Annotated in this window: 14 protein-coding genes and 1 tRNA gene; 7 read left to right on the forward strand and 8 right to left on the reverse strand. The window is 65.8% G+C overall.

The window, feature by feature from the left end:
* Positions 1-550 precede the first annotated feature (550 nt).
* Together G4D86_RS40095 and G4D86_RS40100 are read left to right on the forward strand one after the other, a co-directional pair.
* On the forward strand, positions 551-1,126 hold the full coding sequence (locus G4D86_RS40095; RefSeq protein WP_205520202.1) for a transposase: 576 nt from the start codon (positions 551-553) through the stop codon (positions 1,124-1,126).
* Positions 1,104-1,550 carry a helix-turn-helix domain-containing protein gene (locus G4D86_RS40100; RefSeq protein WP_163999586.1) on the forward strand — a complete coding sequence of 149 codons (447 nt, stop codon included), beginning with the start codon at positions 1,104-1,106 and terminating at the stop codon, positions 1,548-1,550. Before G4D86_RS40095 ends, G4D86_RS40100 begins: the two co-directional genes overlap by 23 nt.
* 86 nt (positions 1,551-1,636) lie before the next feature.
* Here the strand turns inward: G4D86_RS40100 and G4D86_RS40105 are convergent, their stop codons facing one another.
* On the reverse strand, positions 1,637-2,839 hold the full coding sequence (locus G4D86_RS40105) for a hypothetical protein (RefSeq protein WP_163999587.1): 1,203 nt from the start codon (positions 2,837-2,839) through the stop codon (positions 1,637-1,639).
* A gap of 40 nt (positions 2,840-2,879) precedes the next feature.
* A complete protein-coding gene (locus G4D86_RS40110; protein ID WP_163999588.1) occupies positions 2,880-4,538 on the reverse strand; it encodes a M12 family metallo-peptidase in 1,659 nt (552 codons plus the stop codon).
* 586 nt (positions 4,539-5,124) lie between these two features.
* Between G4D86_RS40110 and G4D86_RS53355 the strand changes: the two genes are divergently transcribed.
* Both G4D86_RS53355 and G4D86_RS53360 read left to right on the forward strand, forming a co-directional pair.
* Complete coding sequence (locus G4D86_RS53355; protein ID WP_240360745.1) at positions 5,125-5,265, forward strand: hypothetical protein; 141 nt, start codon at positions 5,125-5,127, stop codon at positions 5,263-5,265.
* A gap of 275 nt (positions 5,266-5,540) precedes the next feature.
* Entirely contained in the window at positions 5,541-5,777 is a 237-nt protein-coding gene (locus G4D86_RS53360; RefSeq protein ID WP_240360746.1) for a hypothetical protein, read from the forward strand.
* A 371-nt stretch (positions 5,778-6,148) separates the two neighbouring features.
* Here the strand turns inward: G4D86_RS53360 and G4D86_RS40120 are convergent.
* Positions 6,149-6,225: transfer RNA gene (locus G4D86_RS40120), tRNA-Pro, on the reverse strand.
* Positions 6,226-6,485: 260 nt separating this feature from the next.
* Between G4D86_RS40120 and G4D86_RS40125 the strand changes: the two genes are divergently transcribed.
* Positions 6,486-6,869, forward strand: coding sequence for a response regulator (locus G4D86_RS40125; RefSeq protein WP_163999589.1), 384 nt, complete (start codon positions 6,486-6,488; stop codon positions 6,867-6,869).
* Positions 6,870-6,873: 4 nt separating this feature from the next.
* Here the strand turns inward: G4D86_RS40125 and rpe are convergent, their stop codons facing one another.
* On the reverse strand, positions 6,874-7,530 hold the full coding sequence (rpe, locus tag G4D86_RS40130) for a ribulose-phosphate 3-epimerase (protein WP_163999590.1): 657 nt from the start codon (positions 7,528-7,530) through the stop codon (positions 6,874-6,876).
* Between the two features lie 171 nt (positions 7,531-7,701).
* On the opposite strand from rpe, the gene G4D86_RS40135 reads away from it, so the two are divergent.
* Positions 7,702-9,216, forward strand: coding sequence for a GAF and HD-GYP domain-containing protein (locus G4D86_RS40135; protein WP_163999591.1), 1,515 nt, complete (start codon positions 7,702-7,704; stop codon positions 9,214-9,216).
* A 73-nt stretch (positions 9,217-9,289) separates the two neighbouring features.
* Here G4D86_RS40135 and pyk read toward each other — a convergent pair whose 3' ends face one another.
* The 4 genes from pyk to G4D86_RS40155 all read right to left on the reverse strand — a co-directional run bounded on the left by pyk (position 9,290) and on the right by G4D86_RS40155 (position 13,663).
* A complete protein-coding gene (pyk, locus tag G4D86_RS40140) occupies positions 9,290-10,717 on the reverse strand; it encodes a pyruvate kinase (RefSeq protein ID WP_163999592.1) in 1,428 nt (475 codons plus the stop codon).
* Positions 10,718-10,854: 137 nt separating this feature from the next.
* Positions 10,855-11,745: a hypothetical protein gene (locus G4D86_RS40145; protein ID WP_240360747.1), complete on the reverse strand. Its 891-nt coding sequence runs from the start codon at positions 11,743-11,745 to the stop codon at positions 10,855-10,857.
* 170 nt (positions 11,746-11,915) lie between these two features.
* Positions 11,916-13,379 carry an NFACT RNA binding domain-containing protein gene (locus G4D86_RS40150; RefSeq protein WP_163999594.1) on the reverse strand — a complete coding sequence of 488 codons (1,464 nt, stop codon included), beginning with the start codon at positions 13,377-13,379 and terminating at the stop codon, positions 11,916-11,918.
* Positions 13,380-13,474: 95 nt separating this feature from the next.
* A complete protein-coding gene (locus tag G4D86_RS40155) occupies positions 13,475-13,663 on the reverse strand; it encodes an excinuclease ABC subunit A (protein WP_163999595.1) in 189 nt (62 codons plus the stop codon).
* Between the two features lie 358 nt (positions 13,664-14,021).
* On the opposite strand from G4D86_RS40155, the gene G4D86_RS40160 reads away from it, so the two are divergent.
* Complete coding sequence (locus G4D86_RS40160; protein WP_163999596.1) at positions 14,022-15,311, forward strand: glycoside hydrolase family 1 protein; 1,290 nt, start codon at positions 14,022-14,024, stop codon at positions 15,309-15,311.
* The last annotated feature ends 12 nt before the right edge of the window (positions 15,312-15,323 follow it).

The following is a 15,323-nucleotide window of genomic DNA, read 5'->3' on the forward strand; positions in this document are numbered from 1 at the left end:
ACCATCCGCTTCACCATCTGCGCCTTGAATGCATCCGTGTACGGCACCGCGTTCTGCCTGCTCTCGCCCCCAGGGCGTCGTCAACTCGGCACGTCAGCCGAGGCGACATGTTCCCTGACACAGGGGGTGACCGTCACACTTGCTCGTCGTCGGTTTTGCGCACACTTCGCCGGTGAGGAGGGCGGAGAGCAGGGTAGACTTGCGCGTACCAAGTTGCTCGACGGCAAACTTCACCTGAAGCTCACGGCGAATGTAGCTTCTCCGGGTTGGACGCGCCCGACTGGGTACGCCATTCTGAAGCACTTGGAGTTGCCCTTGCAGCCTGCTCAGTTGGATCCAGCGCAGGCGCTCCCTCCAGAGCGCGTGGTGTTGGTCCCCAAGCCGTCACGCTGCCCCAGAAGCCTACGTCCGTGCTGCGCATCCATGCGAGAGCCGCCTCCGCAACGTGTGCCTCCAAGCTTGGCACCGCCCCCCCTGTGTCAGGGATGTTGTCGCCTCGGCTGACGGGCCGAGCTGACCACGCCCTGGGGGCGAGAGCAGGCAGGTTGCCGTGCCGTACACAGACGGATTCAAGGCGCAGATGGTGAAGCGAATGGTGGGCCCGGGCGCGGTGAGCGCCTCGGTGCTGGCTTGCCAGGTGGGGGTGTCCCAGCCGACGTTGTCGCAGTGGCTGCGCGGGGCGAATAGGGTGGCGGCCATGCCGCCCCCGCCCGAGGAGAAGACGCCCACGCCCCCCGCACCGAAGAAGTGGACGCCCGAGGAGAAGCTGCGCGTGCTGGTCGCGGCCCAGGGGATCACCGCCGAGGAGCTGGGGGCGCTGCTGCGACGCGAGGGGCTGCACGAGGCGCAGCTGAAGGAGTGGCGGCAGGCCGCGGCCGGAGCCCTCTCGGGCGCCGCTGGGGAGGCCCTGCCCTCCAAGGAGCGCAAGCGGTTGGCCGCCGCCGAGAAGCGGGTGAAGGAGCTCGAGCGCGAGCTGCACCGCAAGGAGAAGGCGCTGGCCGAGACGGCCGCGCTGCTGGTGCTCGAAAAAAACTTCAGGCGATGGGTTGGGACGAGAGGCACCTGGAAGACGAGGACGACGCAGCGGACGAGAAGAGCGAGAAATGACGCTCGCCCACGTCGATGAGGCACTGGAGAAGGGCGTGCGCCTGGAGGCCATCTGCGAGCGGCTCGGGGTGTCCCCGCGCACCATCCAGCGCTGGAGGAAGCATGCAACGGCCGAGGACCGCAGGTGCGGGCCGCGTACCCAGCCAGCCAACCGGCTGTCGGACGTGGAGCGGCGCCGCATCCTGGCGGTGGCCAACAGCGAGGAGTTCCGCGATGGTATCCGTCCGGCACGGCGTTCACCGGACGGATACCTACGCTCTGCATGGTGGCCCATGGATTCCTCGCCCTGCACCGAGCGCTTTTCCCCCGGAGCAGGAGGCGATGGACGCTGCCGCAGGTGCGGCGGCAGCTCCAACTCCTGCTGCTGCGTCGCATCGGCTACTATCCCCTGTGCCTGCGACAGGTCAACGCGCGCGCCTCCTCGTGGGTTGTCACGCATGTGACCGGGTAGTATTGGGCTCCCAACGCAGACTTCTTTAAGAGCCTGCTAGGCTGTGACCAGGGACATCTACAGTCACCCCACGCGAAACTACCGACGGCGTGTCGGCGAGAGCAGATACGAGTCCAAATCGCTGTCCCGCTTGGTCGGCGTGACGTCACGGGTATCTCGCGTAAAGAAGTACTTTCCACCAATCGGAACCAGACGAGGTACACCAACGAAATCCCCGAGCACTTTTTTGACATCGCCATCGGCCGGCGCAGCAGGCTTTGACTTGTCGATGACGTCGTCTACCTGCTCGAAGAAGAATCCCCCTACCTGATCTTTATAGGCATTCGTAGAGGCACCAATTGACTCGAGTTGATATGCGCCACTGCTATCAAACAGTGTTCCGCCTTGAAGTGTCGCATCAACGGACACCTTGGAGGCTTTTCGATACGAAATTACGTAATCATTAAAATAGTGAACACTCCTGACGAAGGCTACGACGTAACGCTGGTCCGCAAGGTATCTGTCGAGTTCGGCGTTTACGCTTTTTGCCACATCGGAGGTGGCAAGCGCCAACTTTGCCTTGGCGGATGCAAACGTGTCGTTGTGCTTCAGGGTCATGATGTCAATGTTGACGCCGTATTCATAGAGATCTTGATCGGTATATCCGGCCTTGGCCTCGAACAACGCGACTCCACCAGACACTTGGGCCGTCGTTGTCCGATTCAACAGCACGGTCTGTTGAATCCTTGCGGAGGAAGAGCCCACGTTGGCTTTGACCCAGTTGAGATCCTTGACTCCTCCATAGTGTCCGGGGGCCACGATCGTACGCCAGTCCTCGGTCGAGTCTTTCCGGCGAACGACGAAGCTACCGAAATCAGTCTCTAGGACATTAATCAGCGGCCGATATCCTTTAACAGGAATCAACTCTTTAAACTTCTTGTCGGTCTCCATTAGTTCTTTCGCACTTCCTTCTGGATCGACCCTTCTAATGTGGCTCGTATCGATTGTCACGATGTCGCTACGATCGCGGTCTAGCCTATAATCGGGAGACTCCCAAACTACATAATTCGCCTGTCGTGCCTGAATCTTCACATTCGAATTATTGGAAAACTTCTCAGAAACCGTTTGGTCTTGGTTGGCGCCAATCGTTCCGATGTCATTGAGGGTCGGGGCTTTACCTTCCTCCCTCACCGACACTCTCAGGATGTAGGATGCCTTATCGGGGTTGCTGACCTTCACATTCAACGTTTTCACGCAGCTTGCGCTAAATGCCAGAGCAAGAAAAATAAGAATAAATCTCACAATATTCTCCAGTGGAAAATGGCCTAACAACGCGAACAGGTTACGGCACCACCTTGGGGCGACGGGAAGGCTTGTCAGCTGTGGCACTTGGGGCTTTATCTGCCGAAGCCTTGGACGACACAGAGCGGGAGACTCTTTGCCAAAAGTCCGCAGCGACGAACCTGTTTTGGTTGAGTTCGCGAGCGTTATCGGCGGCTCCGTTCGAGCCCGCCGCTATGCCAATCGTTTCACCAAGCCAGAGCTTGTTCGGGTTTGACCAGATTGGCTGCCGAACGCAGGGCGCGGCCTCTGAGACTGTTTCACACTTGTATGACATGACACAGCGGAACTTCCGGCTCGGAACAACATAGCCGAAGTTGTATGCCAAATCCGTCGGGTCGCCTTCAACTTCACGATTGTGTTGCGCTCCCAAGTTATGACCGACCTCGTGAGCAAAGGAGAAGTTTGCCAAACCGCACAGCCCGTGGACCACGCTGAATGCGTAACGGCCAAATGACTTTGGGGGCGCATTGAGAAGATAAGCAAGTCCGCAATTGGACGGCTCGGTGACATTGGGACTCTCGGCGATCCACAGGCTCACAAGGTGCGCGTTGTGTTGCGCCTTCAGGTCTGAAATACCACTAAAAATGCCGGCGCTCTCACTCAGTTCGCCTAGGGCTGCAGAAAACGGGTCTCCACCATTCGTTTCCATGTAGGCCGTTTCCTGTACCGCCACGATATTGAGTGCGATTCGAATCGCACTGTTCTCAAATGACTGATTTGCAACCTCTACCGCCAAGCGGATTTCGTCTTCGATAGATTTCGTGCGGCCGACCAGTTTGCCCTGTGTCTCGACAGCCTTTTTTGCGTTCGCTGTATACAGAACCAGCACGTTGAGTCGCGCAATTTCGTCCGGTGCGTGCTGAACGGTGCTCTCAGGCCCATCGGATTGAGTTTCCTCCACCGACGCGGACTGGCCGGAGTCATCATCATCGCCAATGTCATTTTCGGAGCTTGTCGCTCCTGCGGGATTGGTCGTATTTTCAGACGAATTCCTGCGGGATTGATTATCCACGGATGATGGCGTGTCCGCAGGTGCGGGAGGCGCTGCGGCGCCCGACCGAGGCTCGATTGTCGAGTTGGTATCGTGAGCGCGCGTCATGCCGTTGATATCTTCGCCGTGCTGACCTGGCGTCGACTGCTGTGTCGGCAATGCAGGCGAGCGCTCGTCGGGAAAAACTTGAGGTTTCAACCTCTGGATTACGTGGCTTCCATTCTCGACGACCTTGCCGTCAGCAGCCATCGCTGGGGAAATCTGAAATGTACGTCCGTTGCTATCCCGTACGTTGCCCACAAGGGACTTAGGACCCTTTCTCAAGAGAACTACGGTGCTACCGGGTTGATTGTCGATGGTGCCAGACAGGGAGCACCCACCATCCGAACACGACTGCCTTAGCGAAGTTTTGAACTTCGCATCGTGGAAAAGCTCCAAATAAACGGGCTTTTTAACGGCAATCGTAGAGCCGCCCGGCTTATCCGGAACGATGCTCGCGTCAAGCCGCACGGCGCGTGTATTCAGCGCAGGAGCATTTGCGTCGCGCGCGGGAAGCGGTGTTTTTACTAGCGGCAGGTATTGTTTCGCAGCTGCTTCACAGATGCCAATGGATGCCAAGAGAAACGCAACGGCAATTGCAAGGCGAATATTCTGGACGGCCAGCACGTGAGTCCCCCCTCCCCTTTCGGAGTTATGGCGTAGTTAGAAGTGCTTTTTCTACGTTGTCAATCAGACAATATGTATTCATATGTGGTCACATGAATGACAATGCATGTCCTGTCCCTCCATAGTCGCGCCGATTGGATAGGTACCAAGCATGAGGTTGCGTCAGCTTGGATTGATCTGTTTGACGTTGTAACTCATGCGTCGCGTGACGCATGGATAGGATGAAGCAACAGAACACTGCCATGTGATGGTTCGGAAGCCCCACAACTCAGAATGGGTTGCGGCTCGAAGTGGCGTTCATCAGCATCGATATACATAAGAGGGGATGCAGGTCTCGGCGAACTGATGCAAGCGGGGCATCCCGGCAGCATGAACGCGGAAGGCAAGCCTCCGCTCGACAAGGCCATCTACACCGTCGAGGAGGTGGCCTGCCTTCTCGGGCGCCCCCCAAGGCCGTGTACGAGAAGGCCTCGCGCGGCCAGCTTCCGGGCGTGTTCTGCATGGGCCGCTCGCTGCGATTCCGTGGGCGCGAGTTGTTACCGTTCATTCTCGAAGGGCGTGCGCCGTCGCCGAGGAGGTCTCTGTGATGAGCGTGAAGGCAAGGGAGTACAAGCAGCGCGGCAGAAGCGGATGGGTGGTGGACATCATGTTCAAGTGTCCCGATGGCGAGCTGAACCGCGAGCGCGTGAAGACGCCGGTGGGCTCCAAGTCAGGCGCGAAGGCGTGAGGTGAGCAGCAGCAGTCCGAGCTGCTCTCACGAGGGCCGCAAGGTCGTGGAGAAGAAGGCGGCGCCGACGTTGAAAGAGTTCGCGCCCCACCACCTGGACGAGGTCGCAAGGGCCGACATGCAGCAGCCCAGCACCCTCATCCAGAAGCAGCGCACCCTCGACTTCTACCTGCTGCCCCGGTTCGGTGAAGTGCGACTGGAGGCCATCAGCAACGCCGAGACGGGCGAAGCTCAAGGCGGAGCTAAGTGCACCGCAGCCCGAAGACGGCAACAACGTGCTGGTGGTGCTCAACACGGTATTCAAGACCGCGCTCAAGTGGGACGTCATCGGGCAGATGCCGGCCACCATCGAGCTGTTGAAGGTGACTCCCTCCACAATAGAGTTCTACGAACCGCGCGAGCTCAAGCGGCTGGTGGAAGCGGTGGCCAAAGTGGACCACCAGCACCCCGTTTTCATCCTGCTCGGCAGAGAGGCGGGGCTGCAGTGCGGCGAAATCATCGCCCTGGAGTAGACGGGTGTGGACTTCACCCGTAGCGTCATCCACGTCCGCCGCTCGGAGTGGGAAGGTCACGTCACTCGGCCCAAGGGCGGACGGGCCCGGCAGGTGAACATGACCGCCCGGCTGGCAGACGCCCTCCGCAAGCAGCGGCACTTCCGGGGCGAGCGCATCCTCTGGTGGGTCGATAGCCACGAGAAGCGGGACCCCCAGCGAAGGCCATCCAGGAGCTGGCCGGGCACGAGAACCTCACCACCACCCAGCGCACATGCACCTGAGCCCGGCGGCCAGGCCAGCGGCCACCCGGACGATGGAAGGGCCAAAGCAGGAAGCCCCAAAATGAAACGGGCTGGAGACCTTGCGATCTCCAGCCCGCTTCAATGACGTGGTCGGGGAGACAGGATTTGAACCTGCGACCCCTTGGTCCCGAACCAAGTGCTCTACCAGGCTGAGCCACTCCCCGATATGTCCGTCCGCCGGTGGTTGCCTCTCGGGACCGGCGAAGTGCGGCCGGTAGTACCCGAGCCGCCCGGCTGAGTCAACGTCCTCGGATCACCTTTTCTTCCTCCCCCTCCCCGCCTCCCTGCACCCCGTCCGACCCTGCCCCGCAGTCCGCCCTGACCCCATCTCCCACTTCCAAACTCCCTGACATTCCGGTACTTCCGGACTGCAGCCCCCCTACCCCGCTGAAAAGGCTACACTGCATTGCAGCAGCACGACCCCATGGCGCCCCCCGTCGTTCTCATCTCCGATGACGAGCCCCTCATCGTCTCCGCCCTCGCCCGTGAGGCGAAGCGGTCCGGGCTGACGTGTATCTCGGACACCACCTCGGAGCGCGTCCTGGACCTGGCCCGGCTGCACCGGCCCGCCGTCATCATCCTGGACATCAACCAGCACCAGGACGGACGAGACCTCCTCGCCCAGCTCAAGCAGGACCCCGCCACCCGCGAGTGCAAGGTCATCATCCTCAGCGGCGTCGAGGACCAGTTCACCCGCCACGTCTGCTTCGAGCTCGGCGCCGACGACTACGAGGTGAAGCCCTTCGACCCCACCTTCATGACCCGCGTCGCCCGCCTCGCCACCACCGTGGCCCGCACCCGCGCCTGACGCCTCAGGGCCGCAGCGAGCGGATGGCCTGCGCGTAGTCCTTCGAGCCGAAGACGTAGCTGCCCGCCACCAGCACCGTGGCCCCCGCCGCCACCACCCGCTTCGCCGTGTCGGCGTTGATGCCGCCGTCCACCTCGATGTCCGTGTCCAGCCCGCGCGCGTCGAACATCGCCCGCAGCCGGCGCACCTTGTCCACCGTCGACTCGATGAAGCTCTGCCCTCCAAAGCCCGGGTTCACGCTCATCAAGAGCACCATGTCCACATCGCCCAGCACCTCTTCAATCGCCGACAGCGGCGTGCTCGGGTTGAGCACCACCGACGGCTTCGCCCCCGCGGCGCGAATCGCTTGCAGCGTCCGGTGCAGGTGCACGCTCGCCTCCACGTGCACCGTCAGCACGTCCGCCCCCGCCTTCGCGAAGGCCTCCACGTAGCGCTCCGGCTCCACAATCATCAGGTGCACGTCCAGCGGCTTCGTCGTCGCCCGTTTGATCGCCTCCACCACCACCGGGCCAAGCGTGATGTTCGGGACGAACCTGCCATCCATGACATCCACGTGAATGAGGTCGGCTCCGGCGGCCTCCACGGCGCGGACCTCCTCGGCGAGGCGGCCGAAGTCCGAGGACAACACAGAGGGAGAAATGCGTACGGGGCGGCGGCTCATGCGGCGCTTCATACCCGCTTCGCGCGCGCCGGGTGTGGGGAACGTGGCCGCCAACGTCTACCGGGAAGCAGGTGACCGAGCAGGTGGGCCCCCCCGGGCAGCCTGCCTGTCGCCCGTGCTACAACCCTGAAGCCCTCGCGGCCGCTGGCCGCTTCACCCGGAGCCGCCCCGGTGCTTTCCCAGCCCGCCCAGCCACAGACCCCTGACCTGAGCCGCCGCCTGGCGAAGCTCACGTCCATCCTGGATGTCGCCAAGGCGATGAGCGCCGAGCGCGACCTCGACCTGCTCCTGCCCCTCATCCTCTTCGAGGCCACCAAGGTGGTGGAGGCGGACCGCTGCTCGCTCTTCATCCTGGACCGCGAGCGCAACGAGCTGTGGAGCAAGGTGGCCCAGGGCTCCAAGAACGAAATCCGCCTCCCGCTGGGCAGCGGCATCTCCGGCCAGGTCGCCCAGACGGGCGCCGTCATCAACATCCCGGACGCGTACTCGGACCCGCGCTTCAACCGCTCGTTCGACGTCTCCAGCGGCTACCAGACGAAGACCATCCTCTGCGTCCCCATGCGCGACGCCAACGGCGAAGTGACGGGCGTCATCCAGGCCCTCAACAAGCTCGACGGCGGCAGCTTCAACGCCGAGGACGAGGAGCTGCTGCTCGCTCTCGGTGCCCAGGCCGCCGGCGCAATCGAGAACGCCCTCCTCCACGAGGAAATCAACCGCCTCTTCGAGGGCTTCGTCTCCGCGTCCGTCGTCGCCATCGAAGCCAGAGACCCGACCACCGCCGGCCACTCCGGCCGCGTGGCCGACCTCACGGTATCGCTGGCCCAGGCGCTCGAGCACCTGTCCACCGGGCCCCATGCCCACGTGCGCTTCTCCCCCGTGGAGCTGCAGGAGCTGCGCTACGCGTCGCTGCTGCACGACTTCGGCAAGGTGGGCGTTCGCGAGCCGGTGCTCGTCAAGGCGGAGAAGCTCTACCCGCACGAGCTGGAGGGACTGCGCGCGCGCTTCCAGCTCGCTCGCAAGGACCTGCAGCTCCAGAGCTACCGGCGCCGGCTGGAGGCGGTGAAGGTCCGTGGCGACAAGCACCTGCCCGAAATCGAGGGCGAGGAGCAGGAGCGGCTCACCATCGAGCTGAAGAAGCTCGACGAGGTCTTCGAGTTCATCCTCACCTGCAACCGCCCCACCGTGCTCGCGCAGGGTGGCTTCGAGCGCCTCCACGAGCTGGGCCAGCTGCGCTTCGACGACGCCAACGGGCAGGCCCAGCCCCTGCTCCTGCCCCGTGAAATCCAGTCGCTCTCCATCACCCGCGGCACCCTCTCTCCCGAGGAGCGCCGCGAAATCGAGAGCCACGTCGAGCACACCTACCGCTTCCTCACCCAGATTCCGTGGACGCGCACCCTGCGCCGCGTGCCGGAAATCGCCTACGCCCACCACGAGAAGATGGACGGCACCGGCTACCCGCGCGCCGAGAAGGCCATCCCCATCCAGTCCCGGATGATGTCCATCTCCGACATCTACGACGCGCTCACCGCCAGCGACCGGCCCTACAAGAAGGCCGTGCCCCATACGCTCGCGCTCGACATCCTCAAGCGCGAGGCGGACTCCGGCCAGCTCGACAAGGAGCTGTTCACCGTCTTCGTCGAGGCCGAGATTCCCCGCCGCGCGCTCCACGAGAAGAAGCAGGGCTGAGACACGACAAAGGGGCCCGCGGAAAACCTCCCGCCGGCCCCTTCTATCTACTTCGTGCTCAGGAACGTCCGCTTCAGCCGATGGTGTGCAGGCGGAGGCTGTTGATCTTCCCGGGCTGGCCCACGGGCGCACCGAAGACGATGACGATGCGGTCGCCCTTGCGGCCCAGGCCACGCGCCAGGAGCTCTTCCTCCACGCGCCGCACCATGGCCTCCGTCTCCTGGATGGGCTCCAGCACTCGCGGCACCACGCCCCACAGCAGCGCCAGCCGGCGGCGCACTTCCTGGTTGGGGCTGAAGGCCACAATCGGCACCGGCGGCCGGTAGTGCGCCAGCAGCCGAGCCGTCACACCCGACAGCGTGAAGGCCGCAATCAGCGTGGCGCCGCTCGCCTTGGCCGCCTCGCATGCCACGCGCGCAATCACGTCCGGGAAGTGCTGGGGCAGCCCCAGCGGCGCGTCGATGTAGCGCGGCACGTTCTGCACCCGCGCGGAGGACTCGGCCGCGAGGATGATGCGCTCCATCATCTGCACGGACTCAATCGGGAACTTGCCGCTCGCCGTCTCACCCGAGAGCATCACCGCGTCCGCGCCGTCGTACACGGCGTTGGCCACGTCGCTCGCCTCGGCGCGCGTGGGGCGCGGGTTGTCAATCATCGAGTTCAGCATCTGCGTGGCCACGATGACGGGCAGGCCGCGCAGGTTGGAGCGCCGGATGATGTCCTTCTGGACGGCCGGCACCTCCTCGGGGGGAATCTCCACGCCCAGGTCGCCACGCGCCACCATCACCCCGTCCGTCTTGTCGAGGATGGCGTCCAGCCGGGCGATGGCCTCCGGCTTCTCCAGCTTGGAGATGATGGGCACCGTGCGGCCCACCTCGGCCATGGCCTGGCGCGCGGTGTCCAGGTCCGACGGCTGGCGCACGAAGGACAGCGCGATGAGGTCCACGCCCGCCTTGAGGCCGAAGACCAGGTCCTCGCGGTCCTTGGGCGTCAGCGCCTCCGCGCGCACCGCCACGCCGGGCAGGTTGATGCCCTTGTTGTTCTTCAGCGTGCCGCCGAAGATGACCTGCGTCTTGATGAGCTTCTGCTTGTCCGTCTCCAGCACCTTCAACTCCAGCAGGCCGTCATCCAGCAGGATGCGGTCTCCCGGATTCACGTCCGCCGCGAGGAAGGGGTACGTGGTGGACACGATGTCGTCCGTGCCCGGCACCGTCTCGTCGGTGGTGATGTGGAAGGTGCCGCCCTCCTTCAGCTCCGTGCTGCCCTTCACGAAGCGGCCGGTGCGAATCTTGGGGCCCTGCAAGTCACCCAGGATGCCCACCGCCTTGCGCACCTTCAGCGAGGCGGCGCGCAGCTTGGCGATGTTCTCCGCATGGTTCTCGTGGCTGCCGTGGGAGAAGTTGAGGCGGGCCACGTCCATGCCGTTCTCCAGGAGCGCTTCGAGCATCTCCTGGCTCTGACTGGCGGGACCGAGGGTGCAGACAATCTTCGCTCTTCGCATAGGGCTCGCGAGAATGGGTGGACCTCATGGACGCGTCAAGCACGCTCCACGGGTGGTTTCGCTCGGTAAAACGGTAAATGAGCCAGCGAGCAGCGGAGCGTTGAAGACGTCAACCGAGCGCCGCCAGCCGCGCGCTGTCAGCCGCGCAACAGCACGCCGAGGTTCTCCCGCTCCCAACGCAGCGCGGCGGCGTAGTGGGGGTACGTCCGCTCGCGCTCCCGGAAGGCGCGCGGGTGGTGGACGCGGCGCCCGCCCCTCGCGTTGCTCGGGAAGAGCTGGTGGAGCATCTCGTGGAAGACGATGAACTCCACGAAGAAGGCCGGCACCTCCGGCCTGTCCAGTGCCGGGTGGATGCGAATCTCACGCGTCTGGTGGTCATAGACGCCCAGGCGGATGGACTTGCGGCGCCGGCGCGGCGGCATCCGGCCCCAGCCGATGCGGGCCTGGATGAGGCCTTGAAAATGGGCGTCGTTGACGCCGTCGTAAAGCGCCTTCAGGTCAAAACAGCGGCCGCGCGGGTTGAGGTCGGCGTCCGACTCGCGGCGCATCTGGCGGATGCGCGGCTGCTGGCCGCGGATGTACTCGTCGAGCACGCCGCCCGCGCCGCGGCGGCCACGGCCGGCGTAGTCCGCCACCGCGCGCACCACCGGCTCGGGCGCGTCCAGGAACATGTGGTGCAGCCGCAGCTGCAGCACGCTGGCGCCCCGGCGGAAGGACACCATGGTGGAGCGGTTGTCCGTCACCGACAGCCGCACCGGCATCCCCAGCTCCGCGCTCAGCCGCCAGGCGAGCGCCTCTGCACGCGTCCACAGCTCCTCACGCGTGGGCGTGAGGTCGAGCATCCGCGGGGCCTCCTCGGCCACGCGGTTGCGCGGCGGAGGGGGCCGGGGCTGCGGCGGCACGGGCGCGGGCGTCGCGTCCCCGGGCTGCGACTCGGCGGCCGTCGCGGCACGGTTGGCCGCGGACATGCCGCGCGGGAAGAAGGTCATCTGCTGGCGGAGGTGCTCGGGGGTCACTCGGCTACCCATCGTACCCGCCAACCCTGGGGACTCAAGGCCGGCGGCTGCCGCCTGCCTCCCCTCCGTCAGCCCGTCAACCGCGCCGAGAGTCAACGTCCCGGGATTCCACTGGACTCACGGACAGGCGTGCGGCACTCGCGCGTGACAAGCCCGCCTGCCAGGGCACTCCCGGGGTGACTTCAGGACGTGGACGTGGGCGCTTCCGCATGGCGCGACTTGAGCAGCCGCTCCAGCCGCTCCGGCTCCATGCGCACGACGAAGGTCTTCTCGCGGGTGAAGGTCACCTGCCCGTGCGCGCCGCCCTTCACCTTGCGCACGAACTTCACCGGCACGTAGCTCACCTCGCCGCGAGGCTCGCCCTTCGCACCCGAGTGGTGCAGCGCCAGGTGCGCCGCGTCCAGCAGTACCTCCTGCGCCACCTCCTGCCCCTTCTCGAGCGGCAGCACCACGTGGCTGCCCGGCACGCCGCGCGCGTGCAGCCACAGGTGCCACGGCCTCGCCACCTTGAAGGTGAGCGTGTCGTTGTCCTCCGAGCCCCGCCCCACCCAGATGCGCGCCCCGGCATGGCCCAGGTACTCCTTGAAGGGCCGCCCCTCCTGCGTGCCCTCGCCGCCCGTGGCGAGGTGGAGCACCTCGACCTGCGCCAGCAGCGCGGCCTCGTCCATCTTTTCAATCTGCGCGAGCGCGCCTTCCGACTGCGCCACCTCGCGGGCCAGCTCCGCCTCGCGGTGGCGCGCCTGCTCCACGCCGCGCAAGAGCCGCCGGTACTGGTGGAAGTGCCAGTCCGCCTCCTCCTTCGGCGTGCGCTTGGGGTCCAGCGTCACCTTCACCTCCTGCTCGCCTTCTTCCGTGTACGCGGTGAGCGTCACCTCGGTGGCGCCGCGCTTGAGGCGGTAGAGGTTCTGGGCCAGGAGCTCGCCCAGGCCGCGGTGCTTCTCCGCGTCGGGGCCGCGCGAGGCTTCGGCGCGGACCTTCTCCAGCGTGCGCGAGGAGCGCTTGAGGCGCGCGCGGTACGGCTGCGCCAGGCGGCGGCGGATGCTCTCGGCGCGGCTCGTCTTGTCCCGCGCGCCCAGCAGGCGCTCCGCGGCCCGGGCGTATGGGAGGTCATCTCCCTCCACGGGGACGAGGCGCGAGGGCGCGCTCCGTGCCTTCGCCAGCGCGTCGGGCGGAATGGGCTCCGGGGGCGTCCACGCCGCGCCCGGGTAGAGGTTGCGGCGCTGCGCGAAGCCTTCTCCGGAGTGCATCAGCACGCGGCCGCTGTCGCTGAGCAGCAGCAGGCCACCCGGAGCGCCCAGCTCCATGACGAGGCGGCGGCGCACGTCCTCGCGCTCGAAGTCCAGCTCCACCACGCGCTCGGCCTCGCGCCAGCGGGCGCCCTGCAGCTTGAAGCCGGTCAGCTCGTGGCGCAGCCACCGCTGGAAGGGGGCGGGCTCACCCGGGGTGGGGAAGCGCTCCTCGGCCACGGACACGCGGGCCAGGTCTCCCTCCGCGCACAGGCACAGTACGACCGAGCGGCCGGGCACTCGCAGCTCCACGTAGGCCAGCCGGGGGAGCGGGCACCAGGACTTCTGCGCCACGGCTCCGGTGAGGCGATCTCCCACCTCTGCCACCACCTGCTCCAGCTCCACGGGACGCAGCGACACAGGGCACTCCAGCGCAGAAAATGAAAACGGCCCGGCGGGTTTCGCCGAGCCGTTCACCGGACGTCAACTCACGTCCGCTCATGACTGCGTACTGCTCAGGACTCCGGGGTCGCCGGGGCCGCAGTCGTCTTGCTCGCGCGCTTGCGGGCAGGCGCCTTGCGAGCGGCCTTGCGAGCGCCACCCTTCTTGGCCGCCGCCTTCTTGGTGGCGGTCTTGCCCGCGGTCTTGCGGGTGGTGGTCTTCTTCGCCGCGGCCTTCTTGGCAGTCTTCTTCTTGGCAGCCATCAGAACCTCCAGGTTCAGTGATTTTGGCCCCGTCAACCAGGACCCTGCACTCTTCTTGATGGGAGTGAGTGCTTGAAGTGAAGAGTACGGGCGCCATGCGCGTGTGTCAACGCATGGTGATGTATTGCAACGCGCTTCAAGGCCGATTTTTCGGCATCGGGCGCTGCCGGAGGCCCGAAACGGTGCCTCGCGGACACTCCGAGGCGCATTCGCGCGTCGCGCGCGAGGCCGAATTTCAGGCTCCGGACGCGTCGGAGCGACTTTCGAGCCGCCGCCGCGCCGGGCTTCGCGGCATGTGAGCGACCAGGCACGCGGCGCTTTTCGCGTTGGGAGGTGGGGTCTACGTTGCGCCCCCACCATGAGCACCGACGCGCTGACCTTCCCCGCGGACTTCACCTTCGGCGTCGCCACCTCGGCGTACCAGGTGGAGGGCGGCATCGAGAACGACTGGGCCGAGTGGGAGCGCGCCGGGAAGCTGAAGGAGCCCCACGCGCGCTGCGGCCGCGCGGTGGACCACTGGCACCGCTACGAGGAGGACTACGCCCTGGCGCGCGCGGTGGGCGCCACCGCGTTCCGCATCTCCCTCGAGTGGGCGCGAATCGAGCCGGAGCGGGGGCGCTACGACGGGGGAGCGCTGGAGGCGTACCGGGAGCGGCTCCTCAAGATGAAGGCGGCGGGCTTGAGGCCGGTGGTGACGCTCCACCACTTCACCCACCCGACGTGGTTCCACCGCGAGACGCCCTGGCACCAGCCGGCCAGCGTGGACGCCTTCCGCCAGTACGCGCGCCAGTGCGCGGCGCTGCTGGAGGGGCTGGACGCGCTGGTCATCTCCTTCAATGAGCCCATGGTGCTGCTCCTGGGCGGCTACCTGCAGGGCGCCATTCCGCCGGGCATCGCCGACGGTGCGAGCACCATGCGGGCGATGGAGCACATGGTGCGCGCCCACGCGGCCGCGCGCGAGGAGCTGCTGTCCCGCCTGGGCCGCGTGGAGCTGGGCATCTCCCAGAACACGCTCGCCTTCGCACCGGACCGGTGGTGGCACCCGCTGGACCGGGCCCTGGTGCGCCTGGGGGCCCAGGCCTACAACCACGCCTTCCACGAGGCGCTGGCCACCGGGAAGCTGCGCGTCAGCATGCCGGGCGTGGCCTCCACGCGCGTGGACATCCCCGCGGCGCGCGACTCGGTGGAGTTCATCGGCGTCAACTACTACACGCGCGCGCACCTGCGCTTCGTGCCGCGCCCGCCCTTCATCGAGTTCAAGTACCGCGACACGCACGGCCGTGGCCTCACCGACATCGGCTGGGAGGACTGGCCCGAGGGCTTCCTCCAGACGCTGCGCGAGGTGAAGCGCTACGGGCGGCCGGTGTGGATTACCGAGAACGGCATCGATGACCGGAGCGGCGCGCGCCGGCCCCACTACATCCATTCCCACCTGGCCCAGGTGCTGGCCGCTCGGCGGCTCGGCGTGGACGTGCGCGGCTACCTCTATTGGAGCCTGCTCGACAACTTCGAGTGGCTGGAGGGGTGGGGCCCGCGCTTCGGCCTCTACCACGTCGACTTCGACACCCTGCAGCGCCGCCCCACCCCCGCCTGCGACTACTTCCGGAGCGTGGCCACCGGCCGCCGGCTCGTGCCCCCGGGGCCCTGAGCCGCACCGGGC

The sequence above is a fragment of the Pyxidicoccus caerfyrddinensis genome (assembly GCF_010894405.1).
Taxonomy (GTDB): domain Bacteria; phylum Myxococcota; class Myxococcia; order Myxococcales; family Myxococcaceae; genus Myxococcus; species Myxococcus caerfyrddinensis.